13 protein-coding genes are annotated in these 17,088 nt (G+C 68.6%); 12 read left to right on the top strand and 1 reads right to left on the bottom strand.

What is annotated here, in order from left to right:
- The first annotated feature begins 412 nt into the window (after nucleotides 1-412).
- From zwf to AC2S9W_RS19800, 10 genes are all read left to right on the top strand, one after another.
- Nucleotides 413-1,828: a glucose-6-phosphate dehydrogenase gene (gene zwf, locus AC2S9W_RS19845; RefSeq protein WP_234002677.1), complete on the top strand. Its 1,416-nt coding sequence runs from the start codon at nucleotides 413-415 to the stop codon at nucleotides 1,826-1,828.
- A gap of 195 nt (nucleotides 1,829-2,023) precedes the next feature.
- The gene (gene edd / locus AC2S9W_RS19840) at nucleotides 2,024-3,865 is read left to right on the top strand and encodes a phosphogluconate dehydratase (protein ID WP_486571456.1); all 1,842 of its coding nucleotides are present in this window, start codon (nucleotides 2,024-2,026) and stop codon (nucleotides 3,863-3,865) included.
- Between the two features lie 105 nt (nucleotides 3,866-3,970).
- Nucleotides 3,971-4,591 (top strand): bifunctional 4-hydroxy-2-oxoglutarate aldolase/2-dehydro-3-deoxy-phosphogluconate aldolase, encoded by a 621-nt coding sequence (gene eda / locus AC2S9W_RS19835; RefSeq protein ID WP_104959848.1) that lies wholly within the window; start codon nucleotides 3,971-3,973, stop codon nucleotides 4,589-4,591.
- 106 nt (nucleotides 4,592-4,697) lie between these two features.
- Entirely contained in the window at nucleotides 4,698-6,266 is a 1,569-nt protein-coding gene (locus tag AC2S9W_RS19830; protein WP_104959847.1) for an HAD-IB family hydrolase, read from the top strand.
- A 127-nt stretch (nucleotides 6,267-6,393) separates the two neighbouring features.
- Nucleotides 6,394-8,748: a glycerol-3-phosphate 1-O-acyltransferase gene (locus tag AC2S9W_RS19825; protein ID WP_076076761.1), complete on the top strand. Its 2,355-nt coding sequence runs from the start codon at nucleotides 6,394-6,396 to the stop codon at nucleotides 8,746-8,748.
- A gap of 121 nt (nucleotides 8,749-8,869) precedes the next feature.
- The gene (locus AC2S9W_RS19820; RefSeq protein WP_104959846.1) at nucleotides 8,870-10,423 is read left to right on the top strand and encodes a wax ester/triacylglycerol synthase family O-acyltransferase; all 1,554 of its coding nucleotides are present in this window, start codon (nucleotides 8,870-8,872) and stop codon (nucleotides 10,421-10,423) included.
- Nucleotides 10,424-10,440: 17 nt separating this feature from the next.
- Complete coding sequence (locus AC2S9W_RS19815) at nucleotides 10,441-11,889, top strand: DUF3336 domain-containing protein (RefSeq protein ID WP_076076759.1); 1,449 nt, start codon at nucleotides 10,441-10,443, stop codon at nucleotides 11,887-11,889.
- Nucleotide 11,890: 1 nt separating this feature from the next.
- A complete protein-coding gene (locus AC2S9W_RS19810) occupies nucleotides 11,891-12,736 on the top strand; it encodes an alpha/beta hydrolase (RefSeq protein ID WP_104959845.1) in 846 nt (281 codons plus the stop codon).
- Nucleotides 12,737-12,772: 36 nt separating this feature from the next.
- Nucleotides 12,773-13,705 (top strand): alpha/beta fold hydrolase, encoded by a 933-nt coding sequence (locus AC2S9W_RS19805; protein ID WP_104959844.1) that lies wholly within the window; start codon nucleotides 12,773-12,775, stop codon nucleotides 13,703-13,705.
- A 43-nt stretch (nucleotides 13,706-13,748) separates the two neighbouring features.
- Nucleotides 13,749-14,750, top strand: coding sequence for an NAD(P)H-dependent glycerol-3-phosphate dehydrogenase (locus AC2S9W_RS19800; protein ID WP_067185864.1), 1,002 nt, complete (start codon nucleotides 13,749-13,751; stop codon nucleotides 14,748-14,750).
- 39 nt (nucleotides 14,751-14,789) lie between these two features.
- On the opposite strand, the gene AC2S9W_RS19795 is transcribed toward AC2S9W_RS19800, so the two are convergent.
- Nucleotides 14,790-15,416: a TlpA family protein disulfide reductase gene (locus AC2S9W_RS19795; protein WP_067111804.1), complete on the bottom strand. Its 627-nt coding sequence runs from the start codon at nucleotides 15,414-15,416 to the stop codon at nucleotides 14,790-14,792.
- Between AC2S9W_RS19795 and argH the strand changes: the two genes are divergently transcribed.
- Nucleotides 15,415-16,785: an argininosuccinate lyase gene (argH, locus tag AC2S9W_RS19790; RefSeq protein ID WP_067111807.1), complete on the top strand. Its 1,371-nt coding sequence runs from the start codon at nucleotides 15,415-15,417 to the stop codon at nucleotides 16,783-16,785. The genes AC2S9W_RS19795 and argH overlap by 2 nt on opposite strands.
- 1 nt (nucleotide 16,786) lies before the next feature.
- Entirely contained in the window at nucleotides 16,787-17,050 is a 264-nt protein-coding gene (locus AC2S9W_RS19785; protein ID WP_067111811.1) for a hypothetical protein, read from the top strand.
- The last annotated feature ends 38 nt before the right edge of the window (nucleotides 17,051-17,088 follow it).

The following is a 17,088-nucleotide window of genomic DNA, read 5'->3' as shown; positions in this document are numbered from 1 at the left end:
GCATCGGGTCTTAGAGGGGATGGCGGCCGTGTTGAACCCTTTTCCACCCTCCTCTTCAGAGGTGGGCTTGGAACATGATCGGCTCGCTTGCAAAGCCGCGTGCTCCCGCGCAGGCGGGAGCCCAGAGCGGGGAGAGCCAAGGTCGGCGCCACATCGCTCCGGGTCCCCGCCTGCGCGGGGACACGGCGTGGTTATCCAAACAGGATCAATGCCTTAGAGTCTATCCCGTTAGCGTGCATCAAACCCCTTGCCCGAACAGGACGGACTCCAAGGGCTGGCCGACCTATGCTGCGTTGCATTCCCCGGACGCATCCGCCATTTGCGTGGGGGCACAGGATCAAGGGGATAGCGCGTGAACGTCAAGGTCGAGACATTGGTGCTGTTCGGCGCGACCGGCGACCTTGCCCACCGGATGCTTTTCCCCTCGCTCTACAACCTCCATGAGGACGGGCTGCTCGCCGATACGCTGACGATCGTCGGGTCGGGGCGCACGCGGCTGGACCGTGCCGCCTTCCACACCCAGGTGCGCGAGGCGCTGGCCGATCACCTGCCCGGGGATCGCCTCGACGCCGCGGCCCTCGACGGCTTTCTCGCGCGCATCGACTATTGCGCGGTCGATGCCGGCGCGGGCAGCGGCTACGACGATCTCGCCGCGCTGCTCGGCGAGCGGATGGCGCGGCCGATCGGCGTCTATCTGTCGACTCCGCCGTCGATGTTCGGCGCCATCGCGCAGGGACTCGCCGCCGCGGGCATCGCCTGCGCCGAATGCCGGATCGCGATGGAAAAGCCGATCGGCCATGACCTCGCCTCGTCGCGCGCGGTCAACGAACAGGTCGCCAGCGCCTTTGCCGAGGATCACGTCTTTCGCATCGACCATTATCTGGGCAAGGAAACGGTGCAGAACCTGCTCGCGCTGCGCTTCGCCAACATGCTGTTCGAGCCGCTGTGGAACGCGCAGGCGATCGACCATGTCCAGATCACCGTCGCGGAGACGGTCGGGCTCGAAGGCCGCGTTTCCTATTACGACGGCGTCGGCGCGCTACGCGACATGGTGCAGAACCATATGCTCCAGCTTCTCGCGATCATCGCGATGGAACCGCCCGCGAGCGTGTCGGCGACCGCGGTGCGCGACGAGAAGGTCAAGCTGCTCCGCTCGCTGCGCCGGATGAGCGCCGCCGACGTCAAGGCGCACAGCGTCAAGGGACAATATGCGAGCGGCGCAGTCGACGGCGTCGCGGTCAAGGGCTATGCCGACGAACTCGGCCATGCGTCGAACACCGAAACCTTCGTGGCGCTGAAAGCGTTCATCGACAATTGGCGGTGGAAGGGGGTGCCCTTCTATCTGCGCACCGGCAAGCGGATGCCGAAGCGCCAGTCGGAGGTGCTGATCCAGTTCAAGCCGGTGCCGCACAATATCTTCGCGCGGGTCGGTGCGGCCGGAAGGGGCGGCGATCTCGACGCGAACATGATGATCATCAACCTGCAGCCCGAGGAGAATATCCGCGTGACGGTGATGGCGAAGCAGCCCGGCCTCGACCGCGACGGCGTGAAGCTGAAGGAGGTGACGCTCGACGTGTCGCTTTCGCACAGCTTCGCCGGCGAACGACGGCGCATCGCCTATGAACGGCTGCTGCTCGACTTCATCGAGGGCGACCAGACGCTGTTCGTCCGCCGCGACGAGGTCGAGGCGCAGTGGGAATGGATCGACGCGATCCGTGACGCATGGGACGCCGTGGACCTCGCGCCGCAGGCCTACACCGCCGGAAGCTGGGGACCGTCGAGCGCGATCGCGTTGATCGAACGCGACGGGGCAAGCTGGCATGATTGAGCCGCATCCTTCCCTTCTCCCCTTGGGGGAGAAGGATACGAAGCCTTGTCGCGCAGCGACTAGGCGGAGTTGGATGAGGGTCTCCGCCGTTGCTTTTGTCGCCGCCGTTCACACCCTCACCCAGCTTCGACTAGGCAGCAAGCTGCCAAGCCTGCGCATCCCTCTCCCCCAAGGGGAGAGGGGATTGGAATGTTCATGACTGACCTCCACCCCGCCGTCGCCGCCGTCACCGACCGCATCGTCCGCCGCAGCGCCGAACGCCGCGCCGCCTATCTCGCGCTGATGCAGCGCCAGCGCGACGCGGGGACGAAGCGCGGTGCGCTGTCGTGCAGCAACCTTGCGCACGGCTTCGCCGCGGCGGAGCAGGACAAGTCGGCGATCCGTGGCGGCGCGGCGATGAACATCGGCATCGTCAGCGCCTATAACGACATGCTGTCGGCGCATCAGCCCTATGGCCGCTATCCCGAACAGATCAAGGTGTTCGCGCGCGAGGCCGGCGCGACCGCGCAGGTCGCGGGCGGCGTTCCCGCGATGTGCGACGGGGTGACGCAGGGGCAGGCGGGGATGGAGCTGTCGCTGTTCAGCCGCGACGTCATCGCGCAGGGCACCGCGGTCGCGCTCAGCCACGCGATGTTCGAGGGCGCGCTGCTGCTCGGCATCTGCGACAAGATCGTCCCCGGCCTGCTGATCGGCGCGCTGCGCTTCGGCCATCTGCCGGTGATCCTCGTCCCCGCGGGACCGATGCCCTCGGGGCTCGCAAACCGGGAAAAGCAGCGCGTGCGCCAGCTCTATGCCGAGGGCAAGGCGAGCCGCGACGCGCTGCTGGAGGCGGAGGCCGCATCCTATCACGCCCCGGGCACCTGCACCTTCTACGGCACCGCGAACAGCAACCAGATGATGATGGAGATGATGGGACTGCACGTCCCCGCCGCCGCCTTCGTCCATCCGGGCACGAAGCTGCGACAGGCGCTGACGCGCGCCGCGACCCACCGGCTGACGCGGATCGGCTGGAACGGCGACGATTATCGTCCGCTGGCGCGCTGCGTCGACGAAAAGGCGATCGTCAACGCGATCGTCGGCCTGCTCGCGACCGGCGGTTCGACCAACCATGCGATCCACCTGCCCGCGATCGCGCGCGCCGCCGGCATCGTCATCGACTGGCAGGATTTCGACGAGCTGAGCCATGCGGTGCCGCTGCTCGCGCGCGTCTATCCGAACGGCGCGGGCGACGTGAACCATTTCCACGACGCGGGCGGGACCGGCTTCGTCGTCCGCGAACTGCTGGGCGCGGGCCTGCTGCACGGCGACGTGCTGACCGTCGGCGGCACGCTCGCCGATTATGCGTCGGAGCCCGTGCTGGCGGACGAGGAACTGCACTGGCAGGCCGCCCCGGCCGAGAGTCGCGACGACGCGATGCTGCGCCCGGTCGCGGCGCCCTTCTCGCCCGACGGGGGCATGCGCCTGCTCGCGGGCAACCTCGGCCGCGCGATCATCAAGACCAGCGCGGTGGCGGAGGATCGCTGGACGATCGAGGCGCCGTGCCGCATCTTCGACGATCAGGACCGGGTGCTCGCCGCGTTCAAGGCGGGCGAGCTCGACCGCGACGTCGTCGTCGTCGTGCGGTTCCAGGGGCCGCGCGCCAACGGCATGCCCGAACTGCACAAGCTGACCCCGGCGCTCGGCGTCCTGCAGGATCGGGGCCACCGCGTCGCGCTGCTCACCGACGGCCGCATGTCGGGGGCGAGCGGCAAGGTGCCCGCCGCGATCCATTTGTCGCCGGAGGCGCTGCCCGGCTTCGACGGGGTCAGCGGGCCGCTCGCCCGTCTGAAGGATGGCGACATCGTGCGTGTCTGCGCGGTGAAGGGTGAAGTGACGGCGCTGGTCGACGAAGCCGAATGGGCCTCGCGCCCCCCCGCCGTGCCGCCGCCGCCCGCGCTGGGTGTCGGGCGCGAACTGTTCGCGCTGTTCCGCCTCCACGCCGACGAAGCCGAAAGGGGTGGCTCGGCGATCCTGGCGGCGATGGAGACCGTCGTCTAAATTCCAAAACCCCGTTTGTCCTGAGCTTGTCGAAGGACCGCTCTTTTCTTTAACGGGTCCAGAAAGAACGGCCCTTCGACAAGCTCAGGGCGAACGGAGATTGAAATGACCGATCGCAGCATCGCGCAGATCATGCGGCTCGCCCCCGTCATCCCGGTGATCGTCATCGACCGGGTCGCGGACGCCGTGCCGCTGGCCGAGGCGCTCGTCGCCGGCGGCCTGCCGGCGCTCGAGGTGACGCTGCGCACCCCCGCGGCGCTCGACGCGCTCACCGCGATGAAGGCGGTGAAGGGCGCGGTCGTCGGCGCGGGCACCGTGCTCGACCCTGCGATGCTGGCCGGCGCGATCGGTGTCGGCGCCGAATTTATCGTCTCGCCCGGCCTCACCGAACCGCTCGGCCGGGCGGCGGTCGCGAGCGGCATTCCCTTCCTCCCCGGCGTGGCGAGTGCGGGCGATATCATGCGCGGGCTCGACCTCGGCCTGTCGCATTTCAAATTCTTCCCCGCCGCGACCAGCGGCGGCATCCCGGCGCTGAAGGCGCTCGCCGCGCCCTTCGGTATGGCGCGCTTCTGCCCGACCGGCGGCATCACCGCCGCGAGCGCGCCCGAATGGCTGGCGCTCGACCCGGTGCCGTGCGTCGGCGGCAGCTGGGTCGTGCCGCCGGGCCCGCTCGACCCCGCACGGGTCGAGGCGCTCGCGCGCGAAGCGGCGGCGCTCCGTCCCTGACCCTCGTCCCGGCTTTCGTCAGAGCGGCGAATCGGGCGCATTGATTAACCCCGTCTTTGCTGTCATCGTGCGACGAAAGGCGGCGCGACAGCCGCTGGTGGGGGAGATGCGCGTGCCGAGGCCGCAGCCGCATTTGGAAGAAGTCCTCGCGTCCGAACCCGGACCGCATATCGCCGCGCTCTTCGATTTCGACGGAACGATCATCGCCGGCTATTCGGCGACCGCGATGCTGCGCGAGAAGTTCCAGCGCCGCGAGATGTCGGTCGAGGAGATCGCCGAGACCGCGAACGTCATCGCGCAGCACAGCCTCGGCAACATCGGCTTTTCGGGCGTGATGTCGGCCGCCGCCAGGTTCATGAAGGGGGTCGACGAGGACAGCTTCGTCGAATTCGGCGAAGAGCTCTACAAGAAGCATATCGCGCGCAAGATCTATCCCGAAACCCGCGCGATCATCGAGGCGCATCAGGCGAAGGGGCACCGCGTCGCGATCGTCTCGTCGGCGACCATCTACCAGATCGCGCCGACCGCGCGCGACCTTGGCATCGCGGACATCAAATGCTCGTCCTACGAGATAGAGGACGGGGTCTTCACCGGTGAGATCATCCGCCCGCTGTGCTTCGGCGAGGGCAAGGTGCTGGCGGCCGAGGAACTGGCCGCCGAATATGGCCTCGATCTCGACCGGAGCTATTTCTATTCGGACAGCGACGACGACATCGAACTGCTCGAACGCGTCGGCAAGCCGCGTCCGCTCAACCCGAACCTCAAGCTCAAGGCGATCGCCGAGGAGCGCGGCTGGCCGGTCCAGCGCTTCGCCAGCCGCGGCACGCCGTCGTGGGTCGATTATACCCGCACCCTCTATGCGACCGGCTCGCTCGTCGGCGCCTTCGCCGCGGGATTGCCGATCTGGGCGCTGACCCGTTCGCAGCGCGAGGCGGCGAATTTCTCGATCGGCCTGTTCGGCGATTTCGCGACCGCGATCACCGGCGTCGAGCTGGAGGTGGAGGACGAAAAACACCTCTGGTCGGCGCGACCCTGCGTCTTCATCTTCAATCACCAGAGCAAGGCGGACGTGATGATCCTCGCCAAGCTCATCCGCCGCGACATGGGCGGAGTGGGAAAGAAGGAGATCAAGGATATCCCCATATTGGGGAAGCTGATGGAATGGGGCGGCACCGTCTTCGTCGACCGCGCCGACGGCAAGAGCGCGATCAAGGCGATGGAGCCGCTGGTCGACGCGATCCGGATCGAGGGCAAGTCGATCTGCATCGCGCCGGAGGGCACGCGCACGCTGACCCCGAAGCTCGGCGCGTTCAAGAAGGGCGCCTTTCACCTCGCGATGCAGGCGGGGGTGCCGATCGTCCCGATCGTCATCCACAACGCCACCGACGTCGCGCCCAAGAACGAGTTCGTGATGCGCCCCGCGACGGTGCGCGTCACCGTGCTGCCGCCGGTCGATACGTCGAAGTGGAGCGTCAAGACGCTGAACGCACATGTCCGCGACGTCCGCAACCTGTTCCTGCGCACGCTGGGGCAGGATGAGGAGGAAGAAGGCGGGGCGGCAGAGGCGACGCCGCCGAAGAAGAACGCGCGCAAGGTCGCAGCCGCGAAGAAGGTGGCACCAAGGAAAAAGCCGACAACGAAGAAATCCTCCCCTCGAAAGGGAAGGACAGCCTAGGGCATGAATCACCTCGTCATTGCGAGCGTAGCGAAGCCATCTCCAGCCGTCGGACCTGGATCGTCTTTGCGAACCGGAGATTGTTTCGGCGCCGCGCTTCTCGCAATGATGGGAGAGGGGTGAGGCCGTGGCCGACGGAACGCCCCGCGCGCCCGTCGCTTCGCAGGCCTCGGCGGCCGACCGCCTCTATATCATCGATGCCCGCAACCGGGTGGAGCGGCGCATCCTGCTCGACTGGGTCCACGCGACCGCCGGGGATCTGGGGGGCGAAGGCGCGCCGCGCTGGGTCAGTCTGGCGATCGCCGACGGCGACGAGGCGCTCGACCTCGATCCCCTTCGCGCCGGGCTGGCAGGCGGTCCGGCGCGCGAGGTGGTGCCGCTGCGCGTCGCGTGGCGCATCCCCGGCTTCGACCGCGACCGCGCGCTCAAATTCCGCCATCTGATCTTCGGCGACCCGCGCCAGCCGGGGCCGCTGCGCGCGCGCTTCATCCTGTGGCGCGACCGGCGCCGCGCGCAGATACTGGTCGGCGAGGCGGCGACGCAGGGCGCGCTCCAGGCGCGTTTTCTGTCGCAGACCGGCGGCGGCGACGGGTGCGAATCGGGCGGCGCCGAGTTCGCGGGCTTCGTCGCGCGGCAGGCGGGACTCGCGCTCGACGTCGCCGAACGCGGCATCCGCGGCAGCCGCTACAAGGTGCCGCGCTTCGTCGCCGACAGCCTGCGCACCAGCCCGCAATTCCGCGCCGCGCTCGCCGACCTCGCGCAGCAGCTCGGCCGTCCCGTCGCCGACCTCTATCGCGAGGCACGGCCGCTGATGAAGGAGGTGATCGCCACCCCCGGCGCGCTGTTCCTCGATCTGCGCGCGCGGCTCGATCGCATGATGTTCGGCGGCTACGCGCCCGAAATGGAGGTCGACGCGGCCGAACTGGCGAAGCTGCGCTCGGTGCTGCGCGAACATCCGACCTGCATCCTGTTCACGCACAAGACCTATATCGACGGCGCGACGCCCAGCCGCCTGACCTATGAAAACGACATGCCGATGCTCCACAGTTTCGGCGGCGCCAACCTCGACTTCGCGGTGATGGGCACCTTCTTCCGCCGCTCGGGGATCATCTTCATCCGTCGCAGTTTTCAGGACCAGCCGGTCTACAAGCTGGTCCTGCGCCACTATATCGCGTGGCTTCTCGCCAAGCGCTTCCCGCTGTCCTGGGCTTTCGAGGGGACGCGGTCGCGGCTCGGCAAGCTGATGCCGCCCAAATATGGGCTGATGAAATATGTCCTCGACGCGGCGCATGCGACGGGGACGCGCGGCGTCCATTTCGTTCCCTTCGTCACCAGCTTCGACCTGATCCGCGACGTCGAGGAATATGCCGCCGAACAGGCCGGGCGCGTCAAGAAGCCCGAATCGCTCAGTTGGTTCCTCGGCTATCTGAAAAGCCTGAAGCAGCCGTCCGGCCGTATCCGGATCGACCTTGGCGATCCAATCGTGATCGACGCGGCGCCCGGGCCGGACGACAAGCGCGCGCTCGAGACCATCGCCTTCGCTGTCGCGGTCGAGGCGAACCGGGTGACGCCGCTGACCGTGACATCGGTGATGTGCCTGATGCTGCTGGGCGCCGCACCGCGCGGCGCGACCGCCGGAGAGGTGCTGGCGGGCATCGCCGCCGTCACCGCCTGGGCGCGGGCGCGCGGCATCCGCCTCAGCAAGGAGCTTGAAACCGGCGACGAGGCGGCGCTTTCGGCCACCGTCGACACGCTCGTCGCCAGCGGCCTCCTTGCCCGCTACGAGGCGGGGAGCGAGAATGTCTATTCGATCGACCCCGCCCGGCATCCGATGGCGAGCTATTACCGCAACATCATCGCGCACCACTTCCTCGACCGTGCGATGATCGAACTGGCGCTGTTCCAGCTCCGCGATGCCGACAGCCGCGATTCGACCGAGGCTTTCTGGGCCCGGGTCGACCGGCTGCGCGATCTGTTCAAGTTCGAATTCTTCTATCCGCCGCGCGACGAGCATCGCGCCGCGATCGAGGCCGAACTCGCGCGCATCGACCCCGCCTGGGCGAAGCGGCTGGCGAACGGCGACCGCGGCGTCGCGCAGCTCATCCGGCGCTGCCAGCCACTGGTCGGCCACGCGATCCTGCTGCCTTTCGCCGAAGCCTATTCGGTCGTCTCCGACATTCTCGCCCGCGCCCGTCCGGGCGACACGGTCGATGAAAAGGCGCTGATCGATACCGCCCTCGCCGAAGGCCGGCAGGCCTGGCTGCTGCGCCGGATCAGCAGCCAGGCGGCGATCGGCAAGCTGCTTTTCGCCAACGGCCTCTCGCTGATGCGCCACATGGGACTGGCTGGCCCCGCCACCCCCGACAGCCTCGGCGCGCGCCGCGCGCTGCTCGCGGAACTGCGCGGTCTCGCCAACGTCATGGAATCGATGCGCCTCGCGACGCTGGCGCTCGCCGACCGGCTGCCGGCTGCGGGAGAATGACGGTGGGTTATTCAACTTCGTCATTGCGAGCGGAGCGAAGCCATCCAGAGCGGTTTACGCGGGCTCTGGATTGCCGCGTCGCCTTCGGCTCCTCGCAATGACGATGGTTTAGGAGGAAGTGATGCTTAAGCAACTCAGCGCGCAGGACGCCCAGTTCCTCTACACGCAGACCGCGAACAATCTGACGCATATCATGGGGGTCTATATCTACGACCCCTCGACCGCGCCGGGCGGCTTCGTGCGATTCAAGGACATCATCCGCCACGTCGAATCCCGCGTCGACACCTCGCCGCTGTTCAAGCGCCGGCTGCACCGGCTGCCCTTCGACCTCGACCATCCCTATTGGGTCGAGGATGAGCACTTCGACATAGAAGCGCACATCAGCCACGCACGCCTGCCCGAGCCCGGCGACTGGCGCCAGTTCTGCATCGCGGTCGCGCGCTATCATTCGAAGCCGATGGACATGAACCGGCCGCTCTGGGACATCTACGTGATCGAGGGGCTCGACCGCATCCCCGGCATCCCGAAGGGCAGCTTCGCGATGCTGCACCGCGTCCATCATGCCGCGGTCGACGGCGCATCGGGCGCCCACGCCTTCATCGCGATGAGCGACATCGACGCGAAGGGCACCCCCGCGATCGCCGAGCCGCCGCCGGTCGAGGACCTCGGCCAGGCGCCGTCGGGGGCGGAGGCGGCGGCGCGCGCGTGGGCGGCATCGCTGCAATCGCCGGTCAAGTTCATGAACGCGCTGATGAAGATGTCACCGGCGATCATGGCCTCGGCGCGCAAGTCGATCAGCGAGGGCGGGATGGCCGCGGGCGTCCCCGAAACGCGCTTCAACGTCGCGGTCGGCCCGCACAAGATGTTCGACGGCACCACCGTCGCGCTCGCCGATGTCGGGGCGGTGCGCCGCAAGGTGCCCGGCGCGACGGTCAACGACGTCGTCATCGCGACCGTCGGCGGCGCGCTTCGCAAATATCTGGACCGGCACGGCGAACTGCCGAAGGAAAGCCTCGTCGCGGTCGCGCCGATCAACCTGCGCGGCAAGGAGAAGGCGGCGGGAAAGGCCTCGACCCCGGGCAACCAGGTTTCGGCGATGAGCGTTCCGGTGCGAACCGACATCGCCGATCCGCTCGAACGGCTCGCCGCGATCCGCGACTATACGGTTGAGGCGAAGGAGGCGAAGGCCGGGGTCAGCGCGCGACTGATGACCGACCTGTCGCAGCATATCCCCGGCGCGACGATGGCGGCGGTCGCGCGCATCGTGACCAGCGAGCGCTTCGCGGTGCGCGGCACCAACCTGTTCATCTCGAACGTCCCCGGCGCGCAGGTGCCGCTCTATCTCGCCGGGGCGCAGCTCGTGCAGCAGCACGGCCTCGCGCCGCTCGCCAACAACATGGGGCTGTTCATCGCGACGCCGAGCTACAACGGCCGCATCGCCTTCTCGATCATCTCCGAACGCGCGATTCTGCCCGACATCGCCTTCTTCCGCCAATGCATCGACGACAGCTTCGCCGAACTGATGGCGGCGGAGCCCGCGGCGGAGAAGCCGAAGGCCGCTACGGCAAGGCCGAAGGCGCCGGCGCGGCCCAGGGCAAAGGCCAAGGCCCCCGCGAAAGGCCGGGCGAAATCGGTTGCCAAAGGCAACGCGACCGGCAAGACTCGCAAGAAATAGCCGACGCAGGACCAGATATGCTCTTTACCCCGACGCTCAGTGCCGACCGTGACCTCGCGACCGCCGCCGATTATCGCCAATGGTCGCAGGCCGCGCAGGAGCATGACCGCAAGTCGGGGGCGCTGGCGTGGCGCAACGCCGACGAAAGCGGCAATTTCGACTATCGCGCGATCCGCGCCCGGCTCGAAAGGCTGCAGGCGCTGTCGGCGGCGAACGACGTAAAAGGGCTGCTCTTCGTCCTCAACGAGGGCATCCACGGCAACATCGACGGCATGGGGCACGAACGCCTCTATCAGAAATCGCGCTTCGGCACGAAGCGGCTGATCGAGGATTATATCGCCGCTGTCGTGTCCGCGCTCGACCGGATCGCCGCCTCGCGCGCGATCCCGCGCGACGAAAAGCGCGATTTCTTCCGCCGCGCTCAGCATTGCTACGGCCGCTCGGCGCTGCTGCTGTCGGGGTCGGGCGCCTTCCTCTATTTCCACGTCGGCGTCGTGCGCGCGCTGTGGTCGGAGGGCGTGCTGCCGAACATCCTCGCCGGGTCGAGCGGCGGCTCGATCGTCGCCGCGATCATCTGCACGCGCAAGGATGCGGAGATCGGGCCCTTCCTGGAAGGCGACAGCCTCGCCAACCCCGACCGCGACCCCGAACTGCGCCGGCTGGCCGCCGACGAGGTGCGCGACCGGCTCGCCGCACTGATCCCCGACCTGACCTTCCAGCAGGCGTTCGAGATCAGCGGCCGTCACCTCAACGTCTCGGTCGCGCCGGCCGAGAAACATCAGAACGGCCGCCTGCTCAACGCGATCACCGCGCCCAACGTGCTGATCCGCGAGGCGGTGCTCGCCTCGTGCGCGGTGCCGGGGGTGTTTCCGCCGGTGACGCTGATGGCGCGCGACGACCGGGGCGAGCGCGTGCCCTATCAGCCCGACCGGCGCTGGGTCGACGGGTCGGTGACGCACGATATTCCGACCAAGCGGCTCGAACGCCTCTATGGCGTCAACCACCATATCGTCAGCCAGGCGAACCCGCTCGCGCTGCCCTTTGCGACCGACACGCGCAAGCAGATGGCGCCGATCGAGGCGATCCAGCACGCGTCGATGATGACCTTCAAGGCGTGGCTCAACGCCAATATGGTGATCTTCCAGAAGCCGCTCGAACTGCTGCCGCCGCTCAACAGCCTCGCCAACATGGCGCGTTCGGTGATCAATCAGGAATATACCGGCGACATCAACATCATCCGCCCGCCCAAATTCTGGTCGCCGACCAAGATATTGAGCGACCTCGACCAGGCAGAGATCGACGAACTGATCGACACCGGCCAGCGCGCCGCCTGGCCGAAGATCGAGATGGTGCGCACCCAGACCGCGATCAGCCGCGCGCTCGATGCGATCCTCGCGCGGATCGACAAGAGCGGCGACGACGGTCCCGGCCATCGCGCCTCGGCGCTCAAGCAGCCGGTGCGCTGACATGGCGGCGGTGACGCTGCCGGCGGCGTCCGCGGCGGCGGGCGCCCGGCTGCACGTCACCGACTGGCTGCCCGCCGCACCGCCGAAGGCGGTCGTGCTGCTCGCCCACGGCTATGCCGAGCATGCGGGACGTTACGAGCATGTCGCGCGGCGGCTGAACGCCGCCGGCTATGCGGTCGAGGCCGTCGATCACTGGGGCCACGGCCGGTCGGACGGCGAGGGCGGTTTCGTGCCGCGCTTCTCCGCCTATCTCGACGGCATGACCGAACTGCTGGCGCGCGTCGAGGCAGAGCATCCGGGCGTGCCGCGCCTGCTCCTCGGCCACAGCATGGGCGGGCTGATCGCGACGCTGTTCCTGATCGAGCGGCAGGACGCGTTCGCCGCCGCCGCGCTCTCCGGCCCCGCGATCATGCCCGCCGCGCCGCCGTCGCGCGTCACGGTCGCGCTCAGCCGCTTCCTGTCGCGTTTCTTTCCGCGCCTCGGCGTGCTGGCGCTCGACGCGAACGGCGTCAGCCGCGATCCGGTGGTGGTGGCCGCCTATCTCGCCGATCCGCTCGTCTACACCGGCAAGATCGGCGCGCGGCTCGGCAAGGAACTGATGGACGCGATGGCGGCCGCGCAGGCGGGCGCCGCCCGGATCGCGCTGCCGATCCTGTTCCAGCACGGCGACGCCGACAGCCTCGCCGCACCCGAAGGCTCGCGCTATCTGTTCGATCATGTGTCGTCGGCGGACAAGCTGCTGAAAATCTATCCCGGCCTGTTCCACGAAATCTATAACGAGCCCGAACGCGACGCGGTGCTCGACGAGTTGATCGGCTGGTTCGACGCGCATGTGGGGGCTCGATAAGCCCTTTCCCCGCCCGGCAGGGGCCAAGGAGACGCCATGAAAATCCTTCTCATCCTCGTCTTCGCACCGCTGATCGCGCTGGCGCTGCTCTATTTCCTCTTTCCCGGCCGCCTCGTCGCGCTCGGCCGCTGGCTGCTGCGACGCCGCGGCGGCACGGTGCAGAAAAGCGTCACCGTCGAGGGCCGTGCCTGGCCCTATCTGGAGGGGGGCGACCCGGCGAAGCCGACGCTGCTGCTCGTCCACGGCTTTTCGGGGGACAAGGACAATTGGTCGTTCCTCGCGCCCTATCTGACGCGCGACTATCATGTCGTCGCGCCCGACCTGCCGGGCTTCGGAGAGAATGAGCGCAACCCGGCGCTCGCCTACGACATCGCGGCGCAGACCGCGCGGTTGAAGGCCTTCGCCGATGCGCTGGGCCTGGAGCGACCGCATATCGCGGGCAACAGCATGGGCGGGTGGATCGCGCTGCGCTATGCGCTCGACTATCCCGACGCGCTCGCCAGCCTGATCCTGCTCGACAATGCCGGGGTCAACGGCACGAACGAGAGCGACCTTCAGAAACAGGCCGCGAACGAAGATTACAACCCGCTCGTTCTCGCCAGTCTGGAGGACGCCGACCGGCTGGTGGCGATGGTCGTCCACAAGCCGCCCCATATCCCCCGGCGGCTCAAGCCTGTCCTCTACGCCGACGCGCTCCGCTACCGCGACCAGCTCGACGCCGCCTTCTGGGTGATCGCGACCGAGATGCGCGACCATCCGCTCAACGACCGCCTCGGCGAGGTGAAGGTGCCGACGCTCATCATCTGGGGCCGCCACGACCGGCTGATCGACGTGAGCTGCGTCGCCGAGCTCGAACGCGGCATCGCGGGCAGCCGCAGCCATGTCTTCGAGCATGTCGGCCACGTCCCGATGGTCGAGGATCCCAAGGCGACCGCCGCGGTGATGCGGGAGTTTCTTGCCAAGCCCTGAAACGCGCGCCACTCTCTTCCCGAACAGGGGAGGGGAGAGGCACATGCGCCTGAAGGTGGGGCTGCTCGGCGGAGGAAGCTGGGGGACGACGGTCGCGTCGCTGGTGTCGCGCAACGCGCCGATCACCCTGTGGGCGCGCGACGCCGAAACGGTCGACGGCATCAACCGCGATCGCGAGAATCGCAAATATCTTCCCGGCATCAAGCTGCCCCCGGCGCTCCGCGCCACCGCCGATCTGGGCGAGGCGGTGGCGGGCGCCGACGTGCTGGTGATGGGCGTTCCCTCGCACAGCTTCCGCGCGGTGCTGGAGGAGGCGCGCCGGCACCTGCGGCCGTGGGTGCCGGTGATCAGCCTGACCAAGGGGCTCGAACTCGCGTCGGGCAAGCGGATGACCGAGCTGATCGAGGAGGTGCTGCCCGGTCACCCGGTCGGCGTCCTCACCGGTCCCAATCTGGCGCGCGAGATCATGAGCGGGCAGGCGGCGGCGAGCGTCCTGTCGATGGCGGACGAGATCGTCGTCCGCGCGCTCCAGCCCGTTTTCCATTCGGGTCTGTTCCGCGTCTACACCAACACCGACCTGCTGGGCTGCGAACTGGGCGGGGTGCTCAAGAATATCGTCGCGATCGCGGTCGGCATGGGCGACGGGCTGGGGGCGGGCGACAACACCCGCGCCGGGCTGATGACGCGCGGGCTGGCGGAGATCACGCGGCTGGGCGTCGCGATCGGCGGGCGGGCGGAAACCTTCGCCGGCCTCACCGGCATGGGCGACCTGATCGCCACCTGCACCAGCCCGCTGTCGCGCAATCGCCATGTCGGCGTCGAACTGGGCAAGGGGCGGCCGATCGACGCGATCATCGCCGACATGCACATGGTCGCCGAAGGCGTGAAGAGCGCGCCGACCGTCATGGCGCTCGCGGACCGCCACGGCATCGCCATGCCGATCGCGCGCGACGTGTCCGACGTCACGCAGGGCCGGCGGACCGCGATGGAGGTGTTTCGCGGCCTGCTGAAATCGACCGTCGGCGACGAGGCGCATCCGGGCTGACGGGTTCAGGGCGAACGGTGCACTTTATCGTGCGATTCTCTAAACCCCGCCCTCGGCCAGTAGCGCCTTCGCCTCCTCGCCCTGCCAGTCGATCGCGCCGATCACCCGCCACAGCTCGCGCCCCTGCGCGTCATAGAGGATCGAGGTCGGCAGCGCACTGCCCGCCGCGTCGAGCAGGCCGTTCTGCGGATCGACATAGGGTTGCAGCGCCTTCAGCTTCGCCTTCTGGAACCAGGGATCGACGATCTCTGCGCCTTGCAGGTCCTGCGCGACCGCGATCACGGCCAGCCGGTCGCCGCGCTCCGCGGCCAGCGCGTCGAGCGTCGGCATTTCGGCGACGCACGGCGCGCACCACGTCGCCCACAGGTTGACGAGCAGCGGACGCCCGCGGAACGCCGCCAGCGTCACCGGCGCGTCGTCGGGGCCGCGGAAGGTCGCGGTCGGCGCCGCCTTGCCCGCCTGGCCGCGATCGACCTGATGCACGAAATGCGCGGCGTCCGCCGCCGCTTCGCCTGCCGAAACATTTGCTTGCGGCGTCGCCGCTTGCTCCGCGCCGGGCTTTTCCCTATCGCAGCCCGCGACCGCCCCCGCGAGCAGCAGGGCGATCAGCACGGTTTTCGGATCTGGGACGCGGCGAATGGCGGATTCTCCCGATAAGAGCAGCATGTGGGGTGGCCGCTTCGGTGGCGGACCCGCCGCGGTCATGCAAGAGATAAACGCTTCGATCCCCGTCGACAAACGCTTGTGGGAAGAAGACATCGCCGCGAGCCGCGCGCACGCCGCGATGCTGGGCGCGCAGGGGATCATCGCCGCCGCCGACGCCGCGACGATCGACGCCGGGCTCGCGCAGATCGCCGGGGAATTCGCGGCGGGCGGCGTGCCGGTCGACCTCGCGCTCGAGGATATCCACATGACCGTCGAATCGCGGCTGAAGGAGCTGGTCGGCGAGCCCGCAGGGCGCCTCCACACCGCGCGCTCGCGCAACGATCAGGTCGCGACCGATTTCCGCCTGTGGGTCCGCACCGCCTGCGACCGTATCGACGCGGGACTGAAGGCGCTTCAGGCCGCGCTGCTCGCCCGCGCCGACGAGCATGCCGACAGCATCATGCCCGGCTTCACCCATTTGCAGGTCGCGCAGCCGGTGACGCTCGGCCACCATCTGCTCGCCTATGTCGCGATGTTCGGCCGCGACCGGGGCCGTTTTGCCGACGCGCGCGCGCGGCTCAACGAATCGCCGCTCGGCGCCGCCGCGCTCGCGGGCACCGGCTTCCCGGTCGATCGCCATGCCACCGCAGCCGCGCTCGGCTTCGATCGGCCGATGGCGAACAGCATCGACGCGGTGTCCGACCGCGACTTCGCGCTCGAATATTGCGCCGCCGCCTCGATCGCCGCGATCCACCTGTCGCGCCTTGCGGAGGAGGTGGTGATCTGGGCGAGCCAGCCCTTCGGCTTCGTGTCCTTGCCCGACGCCTGGTCGACCGGCAGTTCGATCATGCCGCAAAAGCGCAACCCCGACGCCGCCGAACTGGTGCGCGGCCGCGCCGGGATGCTGCTCGGCGCCTTCCAGCGGCTCGCGGTGATCGTCAAGGGGCTGCCGCTCACCTATTCGAAGGACCTTCAGGACGACAAGGAGACGGTGTTCGGCGCCTTCGACGCGCTCGCGCTGTCGCTTGCGGCGATGACCGGCATGGTCGAAACGCTCGCCTTCCGCACCGACCGGATGCGCGCGCTCGCCGCCTCGGGCTTCTCGACCGCGACCGACCTCGCCGACTGGCTGGTGCGCGAGGCGGGGGTGCCGTTCCGCGAAGCGCACCATATCGTTGGCGCCTGCGTGAAACGATCCGAGGAGCTCGGCGTTGAGCTTTCGGCGTTGCCGGCCGACGAAGCGGCGACAATCCATGCCGCGGTGACGCCGGCGGCGCTCGCCGCGCTCACCGTCGAAGCGTCGGTCGCCAGCCGCGCCAGCTATGGCGGCACCGCGCCCGAGCGGGTAAGAGAAGCCGTCGCGGCCGCCCGCGCCGCGCTGGAGGATTAGGATGACGGCACAGCGTTCCATCATCGCGGCCGCACTGGCCGGCGTCGCGCTTGCCGCGGCGCTTGGCGCGTGCGGCAAGAAGGAAGATTTGAAGCCGGTCGCCGGCCAGCCGCCCGCCGCCCTGCCGGTCGGGGCGACGCGGGCGCCCACCACGCAGGAGCTGACGACGCCTGACGCGCAGGCCAAACCCGCGCGCAGCGACGAACTTCTCAAACGCTCCGAACAACGCGAACCCGACGATTTCGACCTTCCGCCCCCGGGCTGAGTTCAGAATCTTCCCTTGCAGTCCGTTCGTGTCGAGCG

The organism is Sphingopyxis sp. 550B, assembly GCF_057401805.1.
Note: the sequence above shows the minus strand (reverse complement) of the source record. Positions and strands in the feature narration are given on the sequence as shown.